This window comes from Rhizobium nepotum 39/7 (genome assembly GCF_000949865.1).
Classification (GTDB): Bacteria; Pseudomonadota; Alphaproteobacteria; order Rhizobiales; family Rhizobiaceae; genus Agrobacterium; species Agrobacterium nepotum.
In genome coordinates, this window is record NZ_JWJH01000005.1 from 258,737 (window position 1) to 278,675 (window position 19,939).

General features: G+C 58.7%; 21 protein-coding genes. 13 read left to right on the forward strand and 8 right to left on the reverse strand.

All coding sequences use genetic code 11. The features are described from left to right. Positions 1-298 precede the first annotated feature (298 nt). The 4 genes from hupB to clpP form a co-directional block, all read right to left on the reverse strand. Positions 299-574: a DNA-binding protein HupB gene (hupB, locus tag RS75_RS07180; RefSeq protein ID WP_003496481.1), complete on the reverse strand. Its 276-nt coding sequence runs from the start codon at positions 572-574 to the stop codon at positions 299-301. A 289-nt stretch (positions 575-863) separates the two neighbouring features. Next, the gene (gene lon / locus RS75_RS07185) at positions 864-3,281 is read right to left on the reverse strand and encodes an endopeptidase La (RefSeq protein ID WP_045018834.1); all 2,418 of its coding nucleotides are present in this window, start codon (positions 3,279-3,281) and stop codon (positions 864-866) included. 413 nt (positions 3,282-3,694) lie between these two features. Next, on the reverse strand, positions 3,695-4,972 hold the full coding sequence (gene clpX / locus RS75_RS07190; protein WP_045018708.1) for an ATP-dependent Clp protease ATP-binding subunit ClpX: 1,278 nt from the start codon (positions 4,970-4,972) through the stop codon (positions 3,695-3,697). Between the two features lie 290 nt (positions 4,973-5,262). Then, on the reverse strand, positions 5,263-5,895 hold the full coding sequence (clpP, locus tag RS75_RS07195; protein WP_045018710.1) for an ATP-dependent Clp endopeptidase proteolytic subunit ClpP: 633 nt from the start codon (positions 5,893-5,895) through the stop codon (positions 5,263-5,265). A 457-nt stretch (positions 5,896-6,352) separates the two neighbouring features. Between clpP and RS75_RS07200 the strand changes: the two genes are divergently transcribed. From RS75_RS07200 to RS75_RS07215, 4 genes are all read left to right on the forward strand, one after another. Then, positions 6,353-7,600 (forward strand): GGDEF domain-containing protein, encoded by a 1,248-nt coding sequence (locus RS75_RS07200; protein WP_045018712.1) that lies wholly within the window; start codon positions 6,353-6,355, stop codon positions 7,598-7,600. Between the two features lie 92 nt (positions 7,601-7,692). After that, positions 7,693-8,940 (forward strand): cytochrome P450, encoded by a 1,248-nt coding sequence (locus RS75_RS07205; RefSeq protein WP_045018713.1) that lies wholly within the window; start codon positions 7,693-7,695, stop codon positions 8,938-8,940. A 28-nt stretch (positions 8,941-8,968) separates the two neighbouring features. After that, positions 8,969-9,247 carry a hypothetical protein gene (locus tag RS75_RS07210; RefSeq protein ID WP_045018715.1) on the forward strand — a complete coding sequence of 93 codons (279 nt, stop codon included), beginning with the start codon at positions 8,969-8,971 and terminating at the stop codon, positions 9,245-9,247. Further along, positions 9,244-9,630: a type II toxin-antitoxin system VapC family toxin gene (locus RS75_RS07215; RefSeq protein WP_045018717.1), complete on the forward strand. Its 387-nt coding sequence runs from the start codon at positions 9,244-9,246 to the stop codon at positions 9,628-9,630. The genes RS75_RS07210 and RS75_RS07215 overlap by 4 nt, the downstream gene beginning before the upstream one ends. A 7-nt stretch (positions 9,631-9,637) precedes the next feature. Here RS75_RS07215 and RS75_RS07220 read toward each other — a convergent pair whose 3' ends face one another. The 3 genes from RS75_RS07220 to RS75_RS07230 all read right to left on the reverse strand — a co-directional run bounded on the left by RS75_RS07220 (position 9,638) and on the right by RS75_RS07230 (position 11,813). Further along, complete coding sequence (locus RS75_RS07220; RefSeq protein ID WP_045018718.1) at positions 9,638-10,006, reverse strand: cupin domain-containing protein; 369 nt, start codon at positions 10,004-10,006, stop codon at positions 9,638-9,640. A gap of 15 nt (positions 10,007-10,021) precedes the next feature. After that, the gene (locus tag RS75_RS07225) at positions 10,022-11,305 is read right to left on the reverse strand and encodes an O-acetylhomoserine aminocarboxypropyltransferase (RefSeq protein ID WP_045018721.1); all 1,284 of its coding nucleotides are present in this window, start codon (positions 11,303-11,305) and stop codon (positions 10,022-10,024) included. A 73-nt stretch (positions 11,306-11,378) separates the two neighbouring features. After that, positions 11,379-11,813 (reverse strand): CoA-binding protein, encoded by a 435-nt coding sequence (locus RS75_RS07230; RefSeq protein ID WP_045018723.1) that lies wholly within the window; start codon positions 11,811-11,813, stop codon positions 11,379-11,381. Between the two features lie 913 nt (positions 11,814-12,726). Between RS75_RS07230 and RS75_RS07235 the strand changes: the two genes are divergently transcribed. The 8 genes from RS75_RS07235 to RS75_RS07270 all read left to right on the forward strand — a co-directional run bounded on the left by RS75_RS07235 (position 12,727) and on the right by RS75_RS07270 (position 18,354). Then, positions 12,727-13,563 carry an EamA family transporter gene (locus RS75_RS07235; RefSeq protein WP_045018725.1) on the forward strand — a complete coding sequence of 279 codons (837 nt, stop codon included), beginning with the start codon at positions 12,727-12,729 and terminating at the stop codon, positions 13,561-13,563. 253 nt (positions 13,564-13,816) lie between these two features. After that, on the forward strand, positions 13,817-14,281 hold the full coding sequence (rplM, locus tag RS75_RS07240) for a 50S ribosomal protein L13 (RefSeq protein WP_045018727.1): 465 nt from the start codon (positions 13,817-13,819) through the stop codon (positions 14,279-14,281). A gap of 2 nt (positions 14,282-14,283) precedes the next feature. Further along, the gene (rpsI, locus tag RS75_RS07245; RefSeq protein WP_045018729.1) at positions 14,284-14,751 is read left to right on the forward strand and encodes a 30S ribosomal protein S9; all 468 of its coding nucleotides are present in this window, start codon (positions 14,284-14,286) and stop codon (positions 14,749-14,751) included. Positions 14,752-14,868: 117 nt separating this feature from the next. Continuing rightward, a complete protein-coding gene (locus RS75_RS07250) occupies positions 14,869-15,234 on the forward strand; it encodes a type II toxin-antitoxin system RelE/ParE family toxin (protein WP_045018731.1) in 366 nt (121 codons plus the stop codon). A gap of 28 nt (positions 15,235-15,262) precedes the next feature. Further along, positions 15,263-15,556, forward strand: coding sequence for an XRE family transcriptional regulator (locus tag RS75_RS07255; RefSeq protein WP_234704234.1), 294 nt, complete (start codon positions 15,263-15,265; stop codon positions 15,554-15,556). Next, entirely contained in the window at positions 15,556-16,509 is a 954-nt protein-coding gene (speB, locus tag RS75_RS07260; RefSeq protein WP_045018735.1) for an agmatinase, read from the forward strand. The genes RS75_RS07255 and speB overlap by 1 nt, the downstream gene beginning before the upstream one ends. Before the next feature lie 70 nt (positions 16,510-16,579). Next, positions 16,580-17,512, forward strand: coding sequence for an N-acetyl-gamma-glutamyl-phosphate reductase (gene argC / locus RS75_RS07265; protein ID WP_045018737.1), 933 nt, complete (start codon positions 16,580-16,582; stop codon positions 17,510-17,512). After that, positions 17,509-18,354 carry an aminoglycoside phosphotransferase family protein gene (locus RS75_RS07270; protein WP_045018739.1) on the forward strand — a complete coding sequence of 282 codons (846 nt, stop codon included), beginning with the start codon at positions 17,509-17,511 and terminating at the stop codon, positions 18,352-18,354. The genes argC and RS75_RS07270 overlap by 4 nt, the downstream gene beginning before the upstream one ends. Positions 18,355-18,360: 6 nt before the next feature. On the opposite strand, the gene RS75_RS07275 is transcribed toward RS75_RS07270, so the two are convergent. After that, positions 18,361-19,464: a COX15/CtaA family protein gene (locus RS75_RS07275; RefSeq protein WP_045018836.1), complete on the reverse strand. Its 1,104-nt coding sequence runs from the start codon at positions 19,462-19,464 to the stop codon at positions 18,361-18,363. A 242-nt stretch (positions 19,465-19,706) separates the two neighbouring features. Here RS75_RS07275 and RS75_RS07280 point away from each other — a divergent pair, with 242 nt between their 5' ends. Further along, positions 19,707-19,919 carry a DUF2842 domain-containing protein gene (locus RS75_RS07280; protein ID WP_045018742.1) on the forward strand — a complete coding sequence of 71 codons (213 nt, stop codon included), beginning with the start codon at positions 19,707-19,709 and terminating at the stop codon, positions 19,917-19,919. Positions 19,920-19,939: the final 20 nt, after the last annotated feature.

The window sequence follows — 19,939 nt, forward strand, 5'->3', positions numbered from 1 at the left end:
GCGGCATGACATTTCTGTCGGGAGAATCAAAAAGCCCGGCCATGAAGGCCGGGCTTTCCTGTTCGTGCGCACATTCCGCGTATCGGAACGCCGTGAGTCCGGATGGAGGCACACAGGCGCGCTCCCTACTTTCAAGTACATCTTACCGGGTTGAAAAACTGGGCTATCCGAAAAAAGCTTTTCGAAAAGCCGCCCGGTTTTCGTGCCGGCATGAAGGCGTCAGGGCGTCAAAACATGTTTCCTCGTGAACCTGAAAAGCCGCCCGCCCGCCGCCGGGCGTCGCGGCTTTTCGGAAACCTTACGAGTTGACTGCGTCCTTCAGGCCCTTGCCTGCGGAAAACTTCGGTACGTTGCGAGCCGGAATATCGACTTCAGCACCCGTGGAAGGGTTACGACCCTTGGAGGCTTCACGACGGCTTACGGAGAAGCTGCCGAAGCCAGCGAGACGGATGTCGCCACCGCTCTTCAGTTCGTTCTGTACGGTTTCGAATACGGCATCAACAGCGGAAGCAGCATCTGCCTTCGTGAGACCAGCCTTTTCGGCAACAGCAGAGACGAGCTCGTTCTTGTTCATGTTTCCACCCCTTTCAATGGTTTGAAACGACTCAAAATTAAGCCGGCGCAGAATACGTCTGTATCCGCGCGCAGCAACTCAAAAGCGCCGGAATCGCCTGAAAAACAAGGGGTCTGGGGAGTTTTTCACAAAAAAGGCCGACATTTCTGCCGGCCTTTCGCTTAAACGTGCCAATTTCGCACCACTTGTACAACCCTCAAAGACACCGGGGCCTATGTGGCACCTAACACATTGATTCTATGCATAGGTGTTGCGAAAACCGATTCTGGCTTTCGCAACGATGCCAAGATCAATGCGCGATCGCCTGGCCGGTGTCGTCGACACCCTCGACCGTGGCGATCACAGGCGTTTCGATGCTGCCGTCCCACTCGATGGGGTCGGGCATGCGAAGCAGGGCGTGCCTGATGACCTCACCCATGCGCGAAACCGGGATGATTTCCATCTCGTTCTTCACATTGTCCGGAATCTCCGCCAGATCCTTGGCGTTTTCTTCCGGGATCAGCACCTTCTTGATGCCGCCGCGAAGCGCCGCGAGCAGCTTTTCCTTCAGGCCGCCGATCGGCAATACGCGACCACGCAGGGTGATTTCACCCGTCATCGCCACATCCTTCGAGACCGGAATACCGGTCATGATGGAAACGATGGCGGTGGCCATGGCGACGCCGGCGGACGGTCCGTCCTTCGGTGTCGCACCTTCCGGGACGTGAACGTGGATGTCGCTCTTGTCGAAACGCGGCGGCTCGATGCCGAAGTCCACGGCGCGCGAGCGGACATAGGATGCCGCTGCCGAAATGGATTCCTTCATCACTTCCTTGAGGTTGCCGGTCACAGTCATGCGACCCTTGCCCGGCATCATCACGCCTTCGATGGTGAGCAGCTCACCGCCGACCTCCGTCCATGCCAGACCGGTGACGATACCGACCTGATCCTCGCGCTCGGCCTCGCCGTGGCGGAACCGCGGAACACCAAGATAATCCGGAACGTTGGCCGCAGTTACATCCACGGACTTGGTCTTACCCTTGATGATCTCGGTCACGGCCTTACGTGCAAGCTTCATCAACTCGCGCTCGAAGCTGCGCACGCCCGCCTCGCGGGTGTATTGCTGGATCACGATCATCAGAGCGTCATCGCTGACCGAGAACTCTTCCGGACGCAGGGCGTGTTCCTTGATCGCCTTCGGCAACAGGTGACGCTTGGCGATTTCGCGCTTTTCGTCTTCGGTGTAGCCGGCGATGCGGATCACTTCCATACGGTCCATCAGCGGGCCAGGAATGTTCAGCGTGTTGGCCGTGGTCACGAACATCACGTCGGATAGATCGTATTCCACTTCAAGGTAGTGGTCCATGAAGGTGGAGTTCTGTTCCGGATCGAGAACCTCCAAGAGAGCCGACGACGGATCGCCACGGAAATCCATGCCCATCTTGTCGATTTCGTCGAGCAGGAACAGCGGATTTGACTTCTTGGCCTTCTTCATCGACTGAACGATCTTACCAGGCATGGAGCCGATATAGGTACGGCGGTGACCGCGGATTTCCGCCTCGTCACGCACGCCGCCCAGCGCCATGCGCACATATTCGCGGCCGGTCGCCTTGGCGATCGACTTGGCGAGCGAGGTCTTGCCGACGCCGGGCGGGCCGACGAGGCACAGGATAGGGCCGCGAAGCTTGGTGGCGCGCGCCTGCACGGCCAGATATTCGACGATACGTTCCTTGACCTTGTCCAGACCGAAATGATCCTGATCGAGGACCGCCTCGGCGCTATTGAGGTCGACCTTGATCTTCGACTTCTTGCCCCAGGGCAGACCCAGCAGCCAGTCCAGATAGTTACGCACGACGGTCGCTTCCGCAGACATCGGGCTCATCTGGCGAAGCTTCTTCATTTCCGCTTCGGCCTTTTCCTTGGCTTCCTTGGAGAGCTTGGTCTTGGCGACGCGCTCTTCCAGTTCGGCCATCTCGTCACGGCCATCTTCGCCGTCGCCGAGTTCCTTCTGGATCGCCTTCATCTGTTCGTTCAGATAATATTCGCGCTGGGTCTTCTCCATCTGCCGCTTGACGCGCGAGCGGATACGCTTCTCGACCTGAAGCACGGAAATTTCGCCTTCCATGAAGCCGAGCGCCTTTTCAAGCCGCTGCTTCACGCTGACGGTTTCCAGCATTTCCTGCTTTTCGGTGATCTTGATCGACAGGTGCGAGGCAACCGTGTCGGCCAGCTTCGAATAGTCATCGATCTGGCCGGCCGCGCCGACAACCTCAGGCGAAATCTTCTTGTTGAGCTTCACATAGCTTTCGAATTCCGAGACGACCGAACGCGACAGCGCCTCGATCTCGACCGGGTCTTCGGCAGGCTCCTGCAAAGGCGTCGCGGAGGCTTCGTAGAAATCCTCGCGGCCGGTGTATTCATCGATCTGGGCGCGGCCCTTGCCTTCCACCAGCACCTTGACGGTGCCGTCTGGAAGCTTCAGGAGCTGCAGAACGTTGGCGACCGTACCGACCTTGTGGATGGCGTCCGGGGTCGGATCGTCATCGCTGGCGTTGATCTGGGTGACAAGCATGATCTGCTTGTCCGAACCCATGACTTCCTCGAGCGCGCGAATGGATTTTTCCCGCCCGACGAACAGGGGAACGATCATATGCGGGAAAACGACAATGTCGCGCAGGGGAAGTACCGGGTAGGTACCGCCAGATGCCGCAGACGTGATGTTCGTCATATCATTTCCTTTCATGGTCCCTTTCGGGACACTTTGCCGGGCATCTTGGGGCGCCCGGCACATTCATTTCTCGAGACTGAAAGTGGAGTTTCGAAACACCGATTTCAAGTCACCGGAAGAGACGGCCCCGCGCACCGGCACGGCCGTGAAATTCAACAAAACCCAGCGCCGGCTATTCCTCCCGACATTTCCGGTTATCCTTGAAGGCCAGGAACCGGGTCGCCGACGGTAATTCACATTTCCGTCATATCGCGCTGCAAATCAGTTTTAGGACTTTATCAGCAAAGCGCAATCCGCTCCAAACGCAAAATCGGGTTCCGCCAAGTTAGGAGCAAGTTTCGCGCCCGAACTCAACAGAAAAGGCCCGCACAGGTGCGGGCCTTCCAAATTCATCAAAGCGCCGGATCAGCCAATCAAGCCGAAACGTTGGTCTTTTCTTCCTGACGATCCGCATAGATGTAGAGCGGACGAGCGATGCCGCTGACGACATCGTTGGAGATAACCACTTCGCGCACGCCTTCCAGCGTCGGCAGTTCGAACATGGTATCCAGCAGGATCTTCTCCATGATCGAGCGCAGGCCGCGGGCGCCGGTCTTGCGGGTAATCGCCCGCTTGGCGATCTCGCGCAGGGCGTCCTCGTGGAATGTCAGTTCCACATCTTCCATCTCGAACAGCCGCTGATACTGCTTGACGAGTGCGTTCTTCGGCTCGGACAGGATCTGGATCAGCGCGTCCTCGTCGAGGTCCTCGAGCGTCGCCAGAACCGGCAGACGACCGATGAATTCCGGAATGAGACCGAATTTCACCAGATCTTCCGGCTCCAGTTCGCGCAGCACTTCGCCGACGCGGCGATCGTCTTCCGCCTTGACGGTCGCACCGAAGCCGATCGAGGTCTTTTCACCCCTGGCCGAGATGATCTTGTCGAGGCCGGCAAACGCGCCGCCGCAGATGAACAGGATGTTGGTCGTATCCACCTGCAGGAATTCCTGCTGCGGATGCTTGCGGCCGCCCTGCGGCGGAACGGAAGCGACCGTGCCTTCCATGATCTTCAGAAGCGCCTGCTGAACGCCCTCGCCCGACACGTCGCGCGTGATGGACGGGTTGTCCGACTTGCGGGAAATCTTGTCGACTTCGTCAATGTAGACGATGCCGCGCTGGGCGCGCTCGACATTGTAATCCGCAGACTGCAACAGCTTCAGGATGATGTTTTCCACGTCCTCGCCGACATAACCGGCTTCGGTCAGCGTCGTTGCATCCGCCATGGTGAAGGGCACGTCGATGATGCGGGCGAGCGTCTGGGCAAGATAGGTCTTGCCGCAGCCCGTCGGACCGACGAGCATGATGTTCGACTTCGCAAGCTCGACATCGCCGTTCTTGGAGGCGTGCGCGAGGCGCTTGTAGTGGTTGTGAACGGCCACGGACAGGATTTTCTTCGCCTGCTTCTGGCCGATGACATATTCGTCGAGAATCTTGATGATGTCCTGCGGGGTGGGAACACCCTCGCGCGACTTCACCATCGACGTCTTGTTCTCCTCACGGATGATGTCCATGCACAATTCGACGCATTCATCGCAGATGAATACTGTCGGTCCGGCAATGAGTTTCCGGACTTCGTGCTGGCTCTTGCCGCAGAATGAACAATAGAGTGTATTTTTAGAGTCGCCGCCGTTGCTGCCGCTGACTTTGCTCATATCTCTTTCCTTCCAGCACGCCGCAGTCCGCCAAACGGATCGCGGTCAACTTACCGCCCGCCGATACGGCAGCCCTTGGGGTGCATCGCCGTATCCGCCTCGTTTCCCGGGGTACTAACCGGTATCAGATACATGAGCTGACAACCGGCTGCAACGAATTCCCCATCAAACCAAAGGCCACGTCATAAAAATTCAACATAGCCTTTATATATACTAATATCGCTTTCTGTTGCGGTTGAAAGCCCCGAAATTACTTTACGGGGTCAAACAAACGTCAAAAGCGTCACGCCTCAATTCGCGGCGGCGCCTTCCATTTCCTGACGCGAGGTAAGGATTTTGTCGATCACGCCCCAGTCCTTCGCCTCTTCGGAATCCATGAAGTGGTCGCGATCAAGGGTTTTTTCAACCTCTTCCAGCGTGCGGCCGGTGTGCTTCACGTAGACTTCATTGAGACGGCGCTTCATCTTGATGATGTCACGGGCGTGACGCTCGATGTCCGAGGCCTGTCCCTGGAAACCGCCGGAGGGCTGGTGCACCATGATGCGGGCGTTCGGGGTGGCGAAGCGCATTCCCTTTTCGCCGGCGGCCAGAAGCAGCGAGCCCATGGATGCGGCCTGGCCGACGCAAAGCGTCGAGACCGCAGGGCGGATGAACTGCATCGTATCGTAGATCGCCATGCCGGCGGTCACGACGCCACCTGGCGAATTGATGTAGAGCGCAATTTCCTTCTTCGGGTTTTCAGCCTCGAGGAAAAGCAGCTGCGCGCAGACGAGCGAGGCCATCTGGTCTTCCACCGGGCCGGTGAGGAAAATAATGCGTTCCTTGAGAAGACGGGAAAATATGTCGTAGGAGCGTTCGCCGCGATTGGTCTGCTCTACGACCATCGGCACCAGAGCCATGGCGGTATCAACTGGATTTTTCATGTCCGTCCTTTGTCAAACTCTGCCCTTTGCGGAAAACCGCTCCGGAATCACTTCTAACCTTCATTCTCCCTACATAGAGTGTCCCTGCCCGGTACTTCAAGACACGAAGCCGCATATCCTTAACGGCTCAACAGCGATTGTACGCATTGACCACCGGAGCGGGCAACGGCTGCAAACCGGCCGATGCAGGCGGGACCGCTCCCCGTCGCCGGCATTATTTTTCATGAAAGCACGCCGCAAACATAAAAACCGGCGATCATGCACAGATATAACTTATCACCGGCAAGAACTCGTTAGGTATTTGCAGCGGATACTACGCCCGCGAATTTCCGGTTTCCCGTCAGGGGGCAGGCACCTCTTTCGCGCGAAATGGCATCTCAACCAATTCCGGCGGGCATTGCGCACATCGTGCCGCAGAACCTGCCCTTACGGCATGATGGGCAGATAGGATTTTGCAATGCTGGATGCAAAGACGGGCATGCTGCTTTGGGCGTCGGAGACGCTTACCCTCGCCCTGCTTTTGGGAACCCTGTGGCTGCACCGCCCATCCCGCCGGCACAATCTTTATTTCGCCGCCGGTTTCGTCGCCACCGGCGTCGGAACGGTGATGGTGGCGCTGCGCGGCGATATCCCCAGCTTCCTGTCGGTCGAGGCGGGCAACGCGCTCGCCCTCTCGGCTTTCGGGTTCTGGCTCGCCGGCCTTCTGTCCTTCGAACAACGCAAGACCGCCGGCTGGATCGCCATTCCGGCGCTCCTGTGGGTGGCGGGCATGTTCATCGCCCCCATCCGCGAAAGCATGGTCTCGCGCATCCTGCTCTATCACGCCTGCGCGGCAACCGGGTATTTCATGCTGGCCGGCGTGCTTCTGGCCAGCAAGGCGCGCGCATCGCTCAGCCGCAGGGTGCTGGCGGCCATCTTCATATTGCAGGCATTTTCCGGCGCCCTCGTGGCATCCATCGTCATTCCCATCAATGTCACCGCCCCCAACGCCATTCCTCTGACGGCGGCGCTCGCCTTTTCAGGCATTCTCGGCTTTACCGTCATCATCATGATCAGCGCCAAGATCATCATGGAAGACACGGAAACCCGCCTGCACCGGCTTGCCATGACCGATCATCTTACCGGCGTCCTCAACCGGCGCGGCCTTCTGGAAGAGTTCGAACACATCAAGAAAAGGTCGCCGGCCTCCAGCCAATACGTGGCGCTGGTGCTGTTCGACATCGATCATTTCAAGAAGATCAACGACAGATACGGCCATCAGTCGGGCGATGCGGTGCTTGTGCATTTCTGCAATCTGGCGCAGCACGTCATCGGCGATCGCGGCCTTTTCGTCCGGATGGGCGGCGAGGAATTCGCACTGGTCGCCGAAGTGGAAAGCCCTTCCAGCACGGTGACGCTTGCGGAAGCCATCCGCAGCAATCTGCGCCTTTCCAAGATCAGTTCGCGCGGCGAAGGCATCGAGGTCACGACCAGCGTCGGCATATCCGAAGCGATGATCAAGGATGCGGATCTGAACGCGATGATGACGCAGGCCGACCGCGCGCTTTACGCGGCAAAGAAGGCCGGCCGCAACAGGACCGTGATCCATGTGAATTCGGCCAATGTCGTCGTCCCCTCCCCTGACCGGGACGAAAACCCGATGGACAACAATGCCGACCGGCAGGTCGCCGCGCTGAACCGGATATCGGTCATCGCCGGCCGGTGACAAGGCGACCTTGCGGGCGACAGGCAACGAAACACGCAGGAGGGGTTTTTCACGCCCTTCCCAAACCACCGAGCGCGGAATAAACCATAGGCATGACAGCGACATTCCCCTTTCTTAAAATCGATCCCGCCACGCGCCGCGTTTCCCTTGATGCCCGTGACCAGGCCTTCTACAGCGATCCGAACCCGGTCTATGCCGCCCTGCATGCCCAATGTCCCACCTTCTACTGGGAAGAGCAGCGGCAATGGTTCTTCACCGGATACGACCATGTCAGCGCCCTCCTGCGCGACCGCCGGTTCGGGCGGCAGATCCTGCATGTCGCAAGCCGCGAGGAAATCGGCCTGGCGGAGCCGCTCGAGCATGTGAAGCATTTCGATGCCGCAGAGCAGCATTCGCTTCTGGAACTGGAACCGCCGGAACACACGCGGCTGCGCACGCTGATCAACCGCGCTTTTGTTTCCCGGCATGTCGACAAAATGAAGCCCGAAATCGAGGAACTCGCCAACCGCCTGATCGACGCCTTCGAACGGAACGGCAAGACGGAACTGCTCTCCACCTATGCCGACATCATCCCCGTAACGATGATCGCACGGATGATCGGCATCCCCGAGGAAATGGGGCCGCAGCTCCTGAAATGGTCCCATGCCTATGTCGGCATGTACATGTTCAAGCGCACGCCCGAGGATGAGCTTCTGGCGGACAAGGCGGCGCATGAATTTTCAGACTATGTGCGCAGCGTGATTGCCGAGCGGCGGGCTGAGCCGAAGGACGACCTGCTGAGCCACATGATCCATACGGAGCACAAGGGCCAGTATCTGACCGATGACGAGCTGATCTCCACCACCATCGTGCTCCTGAACGCCGGGCATGAGGCGACGGTGCACCAGATCGGCAATTCCGTGCGCATCATTCTGGAAAGCGGCATCTCGCCCGACGTCCTGTTCCACGACGAGACGGCTACGGAACGCACGGTGGAGGAAACGCTGCGCATCTGCGCGCCCGTCCACATTTTCCAGCGCTGGGTTCTGGAGCCGGTCGAGATCGACGGCGTGGAATTCAAACGCGGCGACAAGGTCAGCCTCATTCTGGCGGCAGCCAATCTCGATCCCGCAAAATTCTCCGATCCGCTGGCCTTCAGGCCGGACCGGAACGAAGGCGCCAACGTCTCCTTCGGCGCGGGCATCCACTTCTGCATCGGCGCGCCACTGGCAAGGCTGGAGCTGAACCTCGCTCTGCCGCTGCTTTTCAAGCGCCTGCCGGGTTTGCGGATTGCCGAGCCGCCCAGGGTCAAGGACGTCTATCATTTCCACGGTCTGGAACGGCTCGATCTCAGCTGGTGAAGTGTTTTTTTATCATCACTGATGCGGTATGCTATTTCTGTTCAACAGCGATGAGGCAGGTGCCTTGGCAACCAAGTCGAAGAAAAAGATAGATCCGACAGCGTCCCCTGTGCCTGATTTTGATCTGCTTGAGGCACGGCTTAAACGACTGGCAGAAGAGCTGTCAGAGATCAAGCTGAAGCCCGAGGAGATCAAAGCCGAGAAGCCGAGACGGACGCCGGGACGTTTCAAAGGCGCGCTTGTGGTCGGACCTCGGTTTTTCGAGCCCCTTACGGAAGAAGAGTTCGACGAGTTCGCGACCGAATGAGATATCTACTGGATACCCATGCCCTGCTCTGGTGGCTGAACGATGATGGCCAACTTTCGCCAGACGCGCGCGAAACCATTGGCGATCCGGAAAACGACATCTATGTGAGCGCGGCTTCAGCGTGGGAAATTTCAACAAAATTTGCGCGGGGACGTTTACCGGGAGCGTCGCTGATACTTCCCGATTTTGCGGGCGTGATTGAACAGGAAGGCTTCCTCGAACTTCCCATCAACAGCGCCCATATGGTTCGCAGCGCCATGTTGCCGGGTGACCACCGCGACCCATTCGACCGAATTCTCGCGGCTCAATCGATCCTGGAAAACATGGCGCTGATATCCATCGACGAGAAAATTCCGTCGCTTGGCGTTATGACACGCTGGTAGCCCACCATCACAACCGGATAACATAATCCTTCCGGGTCGTTTCGACGACCTCCCAGGTGCCCTTGAAGCCCGGCCGCAGGACCAGCCTGTCGCCCGGTCTCAGATCACGCGGGGTTCCGCCATCCTCGGTCAGGACCGAATGGCCCTCGAGAATGCTGAAATACTCCCATTCGTCATAGATCACCCGCCATTTTCCGGGCGTGGATTGCCAGACGCCGGCATAGATGCCGCCCGGCGCCTCCTCCAGGTTCCAGGTGGTGAATCTGGGGTCGCCGGAAATCAGCCTTTCCGGCGCGGGTGCACTGTGCTCCACCTCCGCCGCAACATCGCCGGCCGCAGCGGTCTGTGTATCTTCGAATACCAGAAAATTCGTCATGACGGCCCCTGCCCCTCAGAGCTTCGCAAGCGATTGTTCGAGATCGGCGATGATGTCCTTGACATCCTCGATGCCGATCGACAGGCGCACCACATCCGGCCCGGCGCCGGCCGCCGTCTGCTGTTCCGGCGTCAGCTGTGCATGGGTGGTGGAGGCCGGGTGGATGACCAGCGACCGCGTATCGCCGATATTGGCGAGATGCGAAAAGAGTTGCAGCCCTTCCACCAGCGCCTTGCCGGCGGCGTGACCGCCCTTGATGCCGAAGGTGAAGACGGAGCCTGCCCCCTTTGGCGAATAATGCTGCTGGATGGCGTGGTTGTCGCTGTCTTCCAGCCCGGCATAATGCACCCAGCCGACCTTGGGATGCGCTTTCAGCCATTTGGCGACAGCGAGCGCGTTGTCGGAATGGCGCTGAACGCGCAGCGGCAGGGTTTCTATGCCGGTGAGGATGAGAAAGGCGTTGAAAGGCGAGATCGCCGGGCCGAGATCGCGCAAACCAAGCACGCGGCAGGCGATGGCGAAGGCGAAGTTGCCGAAGGTCTGGTGCAGCACGACCCCGGAATATTCCGGCCGGGGCTGCGACAGCGACGGGTACTTGTCGGTCGCCGACCAGTCGAAGGTTCCGCCATCGACGATGATGCCGCCCATGGAATTGCCATGGCCTCCGAGAAATTTCGTCAGCGAATGCAGCACGATATCCGCACCATGTTCCAGCGGCCGCAACAGATAGGGGCTGGCCATGGTGTTGTCGACGATCAGCGGCAGGCCATGCCGGTGGGCTACATCGGCGATGGCAGCGATATCCACGAACGTGCCGCCCGGATTGGCGAGGCTTTCGATGAAAATGGCGCGGGTGCGGTCGTCGATCTGCCGTTCGAAACTGCCTGGATCGGTCGCATCGGCCCAGCGCACCTGCCAGTCGAAGCCCTTGAAGGCGTGGCCGAACTGGTTGATGGAGCCGCCATAAAGCTGCCGGGCTGAGACGAAATTGTCGCCGTGTTGCAGCAGCGTGTGGAAGACCAGCAATTGCGCGGCGTGACCGGATGCGACGGCAAGCGCCGCCGTGCCGCCCTCAAGCGCTGCGACACGCTCTTCCAGAACCGCCTGGGTGGGGTTCATGATGCGTGTGTAGATATTGCCGAACTCTTTCAATCCGAACAGGGCGGCGGCGTGATCGGCGTCACGGAAGGCATAGGCCGTCGTCTGGTAAATCGGCGTTGCGCGCGCGCCGGTGGTCGGATCAGGCTGCGCGCCCGCATGCACCGCCAACGTTGAAAACCCGGGATTGCTGCTCGACATGATGTTTCCTCCAATAGAATTTTGGAGGGATCATAATGCCTTGGCGCCAAATGATAAGTCCAATGTGTACCAACTATCGCACAATATTGAGACGCGGATACTCAATTGCGGGACAACGATCCATCACCACGTTCATGCCGTAGGCTTCCGCCTTTGCGGCGGCATTGTCGTCTCTGACGGAAAGCTGGCCCCAGATCACCGATGGCCGCTCTGGCAGCAATATGGCCTCGTCGACAATCGCCGACAAATATTCCGGTGCCCGGAACACATCGACCATATCAACGGTTTCAGGGATATCGGCGAGCCGGGCGTAAACCTTCTGTCCCAATATCTCCTTGCCCGCCTGACCGGGATTGACCGGTATGACACGGTAACCCCTGGACAGCAGAAAACGCATGACGCCATGGCTCGGCCGATCCGGGTTGGGAGAGGCTCCAAGCAAAGCGATGGTCCTGACATCCGTCAGAATTTTTCTGAGATAATCGGGTTCGTAACTATCATGCTGCATGTCAACTTATCCTCTGGCACATCGGACGGTTTGAGGACCTCCGGCGCGTTTCCACCGTTTGACCGTCTCGCGAGTACCGCGTCTCCCGCACGGACCCGGGAACGCGTTTTTTGGCGCTGCTCTTCGCGCCATCATTTATATTTAGGAAGCGCCATCGCTCTCTTGAACCCCTGCACGACTGAAAATATCGAACGGATCGGGTTCATCGTCCCCTGGCGGCACATTTTCGTCCACGCAAAATGATTTCGCAAAAACGCTCAAATTGCCGTTGTATTGAGTATTTTTGTCCACTTTTCAAAAGGCGCACATGGGACGGAATGCCGCCTCAAACACCATTAGCGTGCATTTCATGCGCCCTTCGTCTCCTGTTTGTTTTCATTCCGTTCACCGATAAATTAGGCTTGTCTAATTTTCATAAACTTATTCCACAGATCAAATCATCAATCGATCTGTAACGTCACAGTTAATGCTTCGTCGACAAAGTGAAATTTCTTTTCAGTTTGGAGATATGGCCCCTATTCAAATTGATACACTGGTGAACCCGGCGGCGAACGATCGTCAATAGACGAATATTAGTCGTATTGGCTTCTTTTTGCGAAAAAATACCCGCCGGCAAAACCATAAGCTGTGCGTCTGGCGTCAACGCACCCGTCTTGCTGATGAAATCATGAGCAGAACAACACAACCGCCTCCAGCGAAACCGCCGGCTTCCCCCCGCAAAAGCCACAAGCCCGAAACTTGACGCGCGTCATAATCCGTAAAATGGCCGCAGTTTCACACTGGAAATCGGGGTGCCTCCCGCACCGCTTTTTCGAGCGACCGGCGCGCGACACCGCCATCATCTAAAATGGATTACGGTTTTCAGGCTGATGCTGTAGGTTGCCTAAAGTAGCCCGCGAGCGAGTCTCTAATCGTGACATTTGACATTCTTATTCTGGTGCTTCTGGGCGCGATACTGCATGCCGGATGGAATGCGCTGGTCAAATCCGGATCCGACAAGTCTCTGGACGCCTCTCTGATCGCGGCGGGGGCAGCGGCTTGCTCGTTACCCTTCCTGCCGTTCCTGCCGTTTCCCGCGCCGGTCGCCATTCCCTTCCTCATTGCCTCCGCCGTCCTGCAATTCGCCTATTTCCGTCTTGTCGCCGCCGCCTATACGATCGGTGATATCGGCCTTGTCTACCCCGTCATGCGCGGCGTGGCGCCCCTGATCGTCGCGGCGACAAGCAGCCTGTTCCTGAGCGAAGTTCTAAGTCCGCTTGCGCTTGCCGGGATCGCCATCATTTCCGGAGGCATCCTCACCCTCGCCTTCGAGGCGCGGCGCGGCGGCGGAAAGGCGATCGTCCTTGCGCTCATCAATGCCTTCGTGATCGCCTCCTACACCTTCGTGGACGGCGTCGGCGCCAGGCTTTCCGGCAACGCGATTTCCTATACGCTGTGGATGTCGCTCCTACCGCCCGTGCTGCTCTTCGGTTTCGCCTTTTACCAGCGCGGCGTCATCGCCGTTGCGCGGCATGTGCGGCGAAACTGGTGGCGCGGCCTGATCGGCGGCGGCGGCTCCATTCTCTCCTACGGGCTGGCGCTCTATGCCATGACCAAGGCCCCGGTCGCGGTCGTTGCGGCGCTGCGGGAAACCTCCATTCTGTTTGCGCTGGTAATCTCCGTCGTGATCCTGAAAGAACGCGCCAGCACCTGGCGTTATCTTGCCGGTGGCATCATCGCGGCGGGCGTTCTGGTCATGCGACTGGGTTAAAACGGGTCTTTTTTGTGAGGTAAAATATTACCACACAAATAAGCCATTGTTTTTATTTGTTTATTTTTAACGCCTGCCAAAGCCGTCATATTGACGCTTCCGCCGCTTCACCGTATAAGCGCGCCAGATCGGATTCCCATGGAATATGGTCATTTGCGGTTGCCTTGCGGCAGCCAAACCAAGCAACAAGAAACGCCCGTTTGCTCTTTGTTCAAAAAAGAGGATCACGGGTCCACGTTAGAAAGTCAAACCTATGTCTACTTTCGTTCAGAAGCCTGCTGAGGTGGAGAAGAAGTGGATCATCATCGACGCCGAAGGCCTCGTTGTTGGTCGCCTCGCCACCATCGTTGCAACCCGCCTGCGCGGCAAGCACAAGGCTACCTACACCCCCCACGTCGATGATGGCGACAACGTCATCGTCATCAACGCGGAAAAGATTGCCTTCACCGGCAACAAGTACTCCGACAAGAAGTACTATTGGCACACCGGTCACCCGGGTGGCATCAAGGAGCGCACCGCTCGCCAGATCATCGAAGGCCGCTTCCCGGAGCGCGTTGTTGAAAAGGCCATCGAGCGCATGATCCCGCGCGGCCCGCTCGGCCGTCGCCAGATGAAAAACCTGCGCGTTTACGCAGGCTCGAACCACCCGCACGAAGCACAGCAGCCCACCGTTCTCGACGTGGCCGCGCTTAACAAGAAGAACGTAAGGAGCGCCTGATAATGGCCGATCTTTCCTCTCTGAAAGACCTCGCCCCGGCATCGGAAGCTTCGGCTCCCGTGCACGTCCGCAAGGTTGATACCCTCGGCCGCTCCTACGCGACCGGCAAGCGCAAGAACGCCGTAGCCCGCGTATGGGTGAAGGCTGGTTCTGGCAAGATCATCATCAACGGCCGCGATTTCACCGCGTATTTCGCACGCCCGGTTCTGCAGATGATCCTCCAGCAGCCGCTGGTTGCAGCTGCCCGCGCCGGCCAGTTCGACATCATCGCAACGGTTGCTGGCGGCGGTCTTTCCGGCCAGGCCGGCGCCGTGCGTCACGGTGTTTCCAAGGCGCTGACCTACTTCGAACCGGGCCTGCGCCCCGTTCTGAAGAAGGGTGGCTTCCTGACCCGCGACAGCCGCGTTGTCGAGCGTAAGAAGTACGGTAAGGCCAAGGCCCGCCGTTCGTTCCAGTTCTCCAAGCGTTAATCGCTTCTCGGAACGGTTCGTTCAACAATTCGAAAGGCGGGGCTTCGGCTCCGCCTTTTTTTATTTTGCCGACCCGCCTCATCTTGAATTATTCCCTCAAGGGAATAATATCACCTGATGAGCTATGTCGTCGAGTATACGAATGAATTCGGAGCATGGTGGGAAACGCTTGAAGAGAGCGAACACATCAGTATCGACGCCTATGTTCAGAAACTTGAAGAGCGCGGCCCCCGCCTGCCGTTTCCCCATTCGAGCGGCATTCACGGATCACGACATGCGCATATGCGCGAACTGCGTATCCAAAGCGGCGGAAAGCCGTTGCGGATCTTTTATGCCTTCGATCCCCGCCGAATGGCAATCCTGCTGATTGGCGGCGACAAGACGGGCGACAAACGGTTTTATGACCGCATGATCCCGATTGCCGATGCACTTTATGACGAGCATCTGACGGAGCTTGAAAAGGAGAAACACGATGAGCGGTAGGCATAGTTTCGCACAATTGCGCAGCCGGATGTCGGATGATGCGCGTGTTAGATCAAAAAACGAAGCAAATCGCCTGGAAGAAGAAATGGACCTTGCGGACGTTCGCAGGGCGCTGAAACTCTCTCAGGACGAAATAGCGCAGGCGCTGGACATCGGTCAAAGCTCCGTCGCGAAACTTGAAAAACGGGCCGATATGTATGTCGGAACGTTACGCAGGTTTATTGAGGCGATGGGCGGTGAGCTGGAGATCGTCGCACGTTTCGACGGTCGTTCGATCAAAATCCGCAACTTTGCCGATCTCGCCGAAAAGACGGATAAATAATGGCCATCAAAACCATCGACCATGCCTTCACCGCCGCAACGCTAACATCGGCTGCGACCGACCCGACCCATGCGGGCGTCCTTTCTTTCATGCGGCGTAAATATACCAAGAACCTCAAGGGTGTATCGACGGCCGTGTGGGGCATTCCCTTCGACGCGGCGACGTCCAACCGCCCCGGCGCCCGCTTCGGGCCGCAAGCGATCCGCCGCGCCTCGGCGATTTTCGACAACGACCCACAATATCCCTTCGCGCGCGATCTCTTCGCCCATATGCCGACCATCGACTACGGCGACTGCCTGCTCGATTATGGCAATCACTGGAAAACGCCTGATACGATCGAAAAGGAAGCGCGCAAGATCATCTCCAAGACGGATTATCTGCTGACGCTCGGCGGCGACCATTTCATCACCTGGCCACTTCTGAAGGCGCATGTGGCAAAGCACGGCCCGCTGGCGCTGGTGCAATTCGATGCACATCAGGACACCTGGTTCGACGACGGCAAGCGCATCGACCACGGTTCCTTCGTGACCCGCGCCGTGCGCGACGGGCTGATCGATGCCGACCGCTCGATCCAGATCGGCATCCGCACCCATGCGCCGGAGGATTTCGGCATCCGCATTCTCCACGGTCACGAGGTGGAGGAGATGCGGGCGAGCGACATAGCCGCGCTGATCGTCAAGCATACGGCAAGTATGCCTGCCTATCTGACCTTCGATATCGATTGCCTCGATCCCGCCTTCGCGCCCGGAACCGGCACGCCTGTCGCAGGCGGGCCGACCAGCGCCAAGGTCCTATCCGTCCTGCGCGGGCTTGGCCAACTCGATATTCGCGGTTCCGATGTGGTGGAAGTCGCGCCCGCTTACGATCATGCTGATATCACCGCCATTGCCGGAGCCACCGTTGCGATGTATATGCTTGGCTTGCGTGCCGAACGGCTGGCGAAGGCTGGCTGACGATAAAAACGGTACTTGCCAAACTGATTCCGATTGCACTCGCAACCCTTTGAAAAGGCAGGACAAGGATATGACAGCGAAGATCTTCATCGATGGCGAACACGGCACCACGGGTCTGCAGATCCGCACGCGCCTTGCCGGTCGCCGCGATATCGAACTGCTGTCCATTCCCGAGGCCGAGCGTCGCAACGCGACGATGCGCGAGGATATGCTCAACAACGCCGACATTTCGATCCTCTGCCTGCCGGACGATGCTTCCAGAGAAGCCGTCTCCATGGTGGCCGGCAACAACAATGTCCGCATCATCGACACCTCGACCGCCTATCGCATCCATAAGGACTGGGCTTACGGTTTTGCCGAAATGGACAAGGAACAGGGCGAAAAGGTCCGTTCCGCCCGCTTCGTCGCCAATCCGGGCTGTTATCCGACCGGCGCTATCGGCCTCCTGCGTCCGCTGCGCGCTAGCGGCATCCTGCCGGACGGTTACCCGGTCAGCGTCAATGCGGTCTCCGGTTACACCGGCGGTGGCAAGCAGATGATCGCGCAGATGGAAGATCAGGGCCGGGACGACGCGATCAGCGCCAATAATTTCCTCTACGGCCTGACGCTCAGCCACAAGCATGTGCCGGAAATGACCATTCACGGCCAGTTGGACCGCGCGCCGCTGTTTGCGCCGTCCGTCGGACGTTTCCCGCAGGGCATGATCGTGCAGGTTCCGCTGTTTGCCGCCGACCTTAGGGAAGGCACGACCATCGAGACCGTGCATGCCGCACTTACCGCCCATTATGCGGGACAGGATATCGTCAGCGTCGTTCCGCTTGCCGAAAGCAAGGGGCTTTCCCGCATCGATGCCGAGGAACTGGTGGGCAAGGACACGATGAAGCTGTTCGTGTTCGGCACGCCGGGTGGCGAGCACATCAATCTCGTCGCGCTGCTCGACAACCTCGGCAAGGGCGCTTCCGGTGCGGCGGTTCAGAACATGGAACTGATGCTGTCGGCATGAGTTCGGCCACCCCCTCTTTTCCGGCCTCGTGGAATATCGAGGCCGCAAAGCAGATCGCCGATACGCCGGCCGGGGTGGTTTACGAGGTGACGCTTGGCGATGGTTCCCTTGCCGTCGCCAAGGCGCTGAAACACAAGGTTCTCAAAGACAGCCTTCGTGGCGCGGATTTCATCGAATGGCGGGCGGGCGTCGGCTGCGTGACGCTGCTCGACCGTTCCGACGACATTCTGCTCATGGAACATGCCGGCTCGGAGACTCTGCGCGACGTGCTGTTCCGCGACGGCGACGACGATGCCGCGACTGCAATTGCCGCGGATGTTCTCCTGCACTATCACCGCCCGTCGGAAGTGCCGCCGCCATCGAGCCTGCTGACATTGCCGCAATATTTCGAAAGCCTGTTCCGCAAAGCTGAACAGGATCGCAGCGACGGCGTGGACGGCCCCTATGTCGAGGCCGCCGCGCTCGCGCAGGAGCTTATCGGCAGCCAAAGCGATATCCGGCCACTGCACGGCGATCTGCACCACGAAAACATCATGCGCAGTGCGCGTGGCTGGATCATCATCGACCCGGCCGGCCTGATCGGCGATGCCGCGCTCGACGTCGCCAATATGTTCTCCAATCCGCTCGACCGCTTCGATCTGACACGCAGCGAGGCACGCATCGCTTCCATGGCGTCGATTTTTGCGAAAGCGCTCAAACGGGACGAACGGGTGCTTCTGCAATATGCCTTTGCTTACGGCTGTCTTTCGGCGGCATGGCACGAAGAAGACGGCAATGCGCAGGAGCGCGATGACGAGTTGGCGGTCGCCGCTACCATCAAGACGGTGCTGACCCAGTTTTAGGTGAGGTCAGTCCCTGACCTCAATCGCGACGGGCGCCGGATATTCGCCGATGAAGCCGCGCCAGTGGGCGACCGAAAAACCGAGAACGATCAGTGCCATGCCCTGATGGGCGAGCGCCACATGAATATCGACATGCATCAGAAGCGTGGTGATGCCGAGCGCCGCCTGAATGGAGATCAGCACGAAGAACAGCACGGCGCGGCGCGCATGCGGCGTGCCGGGCAAGGCGCGGGCAAGGGACACCATATGCCATAAGGTGGCGGCAAACAGCGTGTAGGCGCCGAGACGGTGGACGAATTGCACCGTCTTCGGGTTTTCGAACAGGTTGATCCACCAGGGCTGTTGCAGGAAAAGATCGCCCGGCACCAGGGAACCGTCCATCAGCGGCCAGGTATTGTAGGACAGGCCGGCATTCAGCCCCGCCACCAGCGCGCCGAGGTAGATCTGGAACAGACAGAGGAAAGTCAGCAGCGCGGCAAAACGACGGCCGGTGGTTTCATCGGCAGCCTCCGGCGAATGGTACGACAGGCCGCGCAATATCCACATGCAGCCCGCGAAGATGAGGCAGGCGATCGTCAGGTGCGTGGCGAGGCGATATTGCGAGACATCCGTGCGGTTGACGAGGCCGGAAGACACCATCCACCAGCCAACGAAGCCCTGGAAACCGCCGAGCGCCAGAAGGCCGATCAGAGGCAGACGCAGGCGCTTTTCGATCCGGCCGGTCAGCCAGAAGAAGGCGAGCGGCAGGGCGAAGATGACACCGATGGCGCGGGCAAGCAGGCGATGCGCCCATTCCCACCAGAAGATCGTCTTGAACTCGTCGAGCGACATGCCCCTGTTGATTTCCTGATATTGGGGAATGCGCTTGTAGAGCTGGAATTCCTCTTCCCATTCGGCAACGGAAAGCGGCGGGATGGCGCCATGGATCGGCTTCCATTCTGTAATCGACAGGCCGGATTCGGTCAGCCGTGTCGCGCCGCCGACAAGCACGAGACAGAAAAGCGTGAAGAGGATGACACGTAGCCAGATGCGCAGCAGGCGACGGTCCTTCTCCTGTTTCCGCAGGGCAGCCTCCACCACCATTTCCGCAGAACCATTTGCCATCGCCATGCCGCTCGAACGCATCTTTCGGGTCTCCATCATACAGTCATGTTGATTAGCCCCAACCGGCACCACAAAACAAGACCTTAGGGTTTGCGGCATCCGGTCGCGGCGGTATAGTTGCGCCAGACATTAGATCGTCCTGTCTCTTCTTCGAATCACCACGACGATCTAGATTTTTTGTTTTACGCATGTCTTTTTCCCAAAACCGATGACACTTTTGGGAGACATGCTCGGTTACGGAAGATTTCATGCACCCTCGCCTCAGATCGCTCATCGGCACCATCGTCATCATCTGCCTCGTCGTCATTTATGCCGTGGCGGCGACGGCCATCGCATCGGCGACGCTGGCGCAATCACCCTGGTGGGTACATCTCGCCTACTTCGTGCTGAGCGGGCTTTTGTGGATTTTGCCCGCCATGCTGGTCATCAAATGGATGGCCGGATCGAAAAAGCAGGGATAGGTACCGGCTTGTGACGGGAC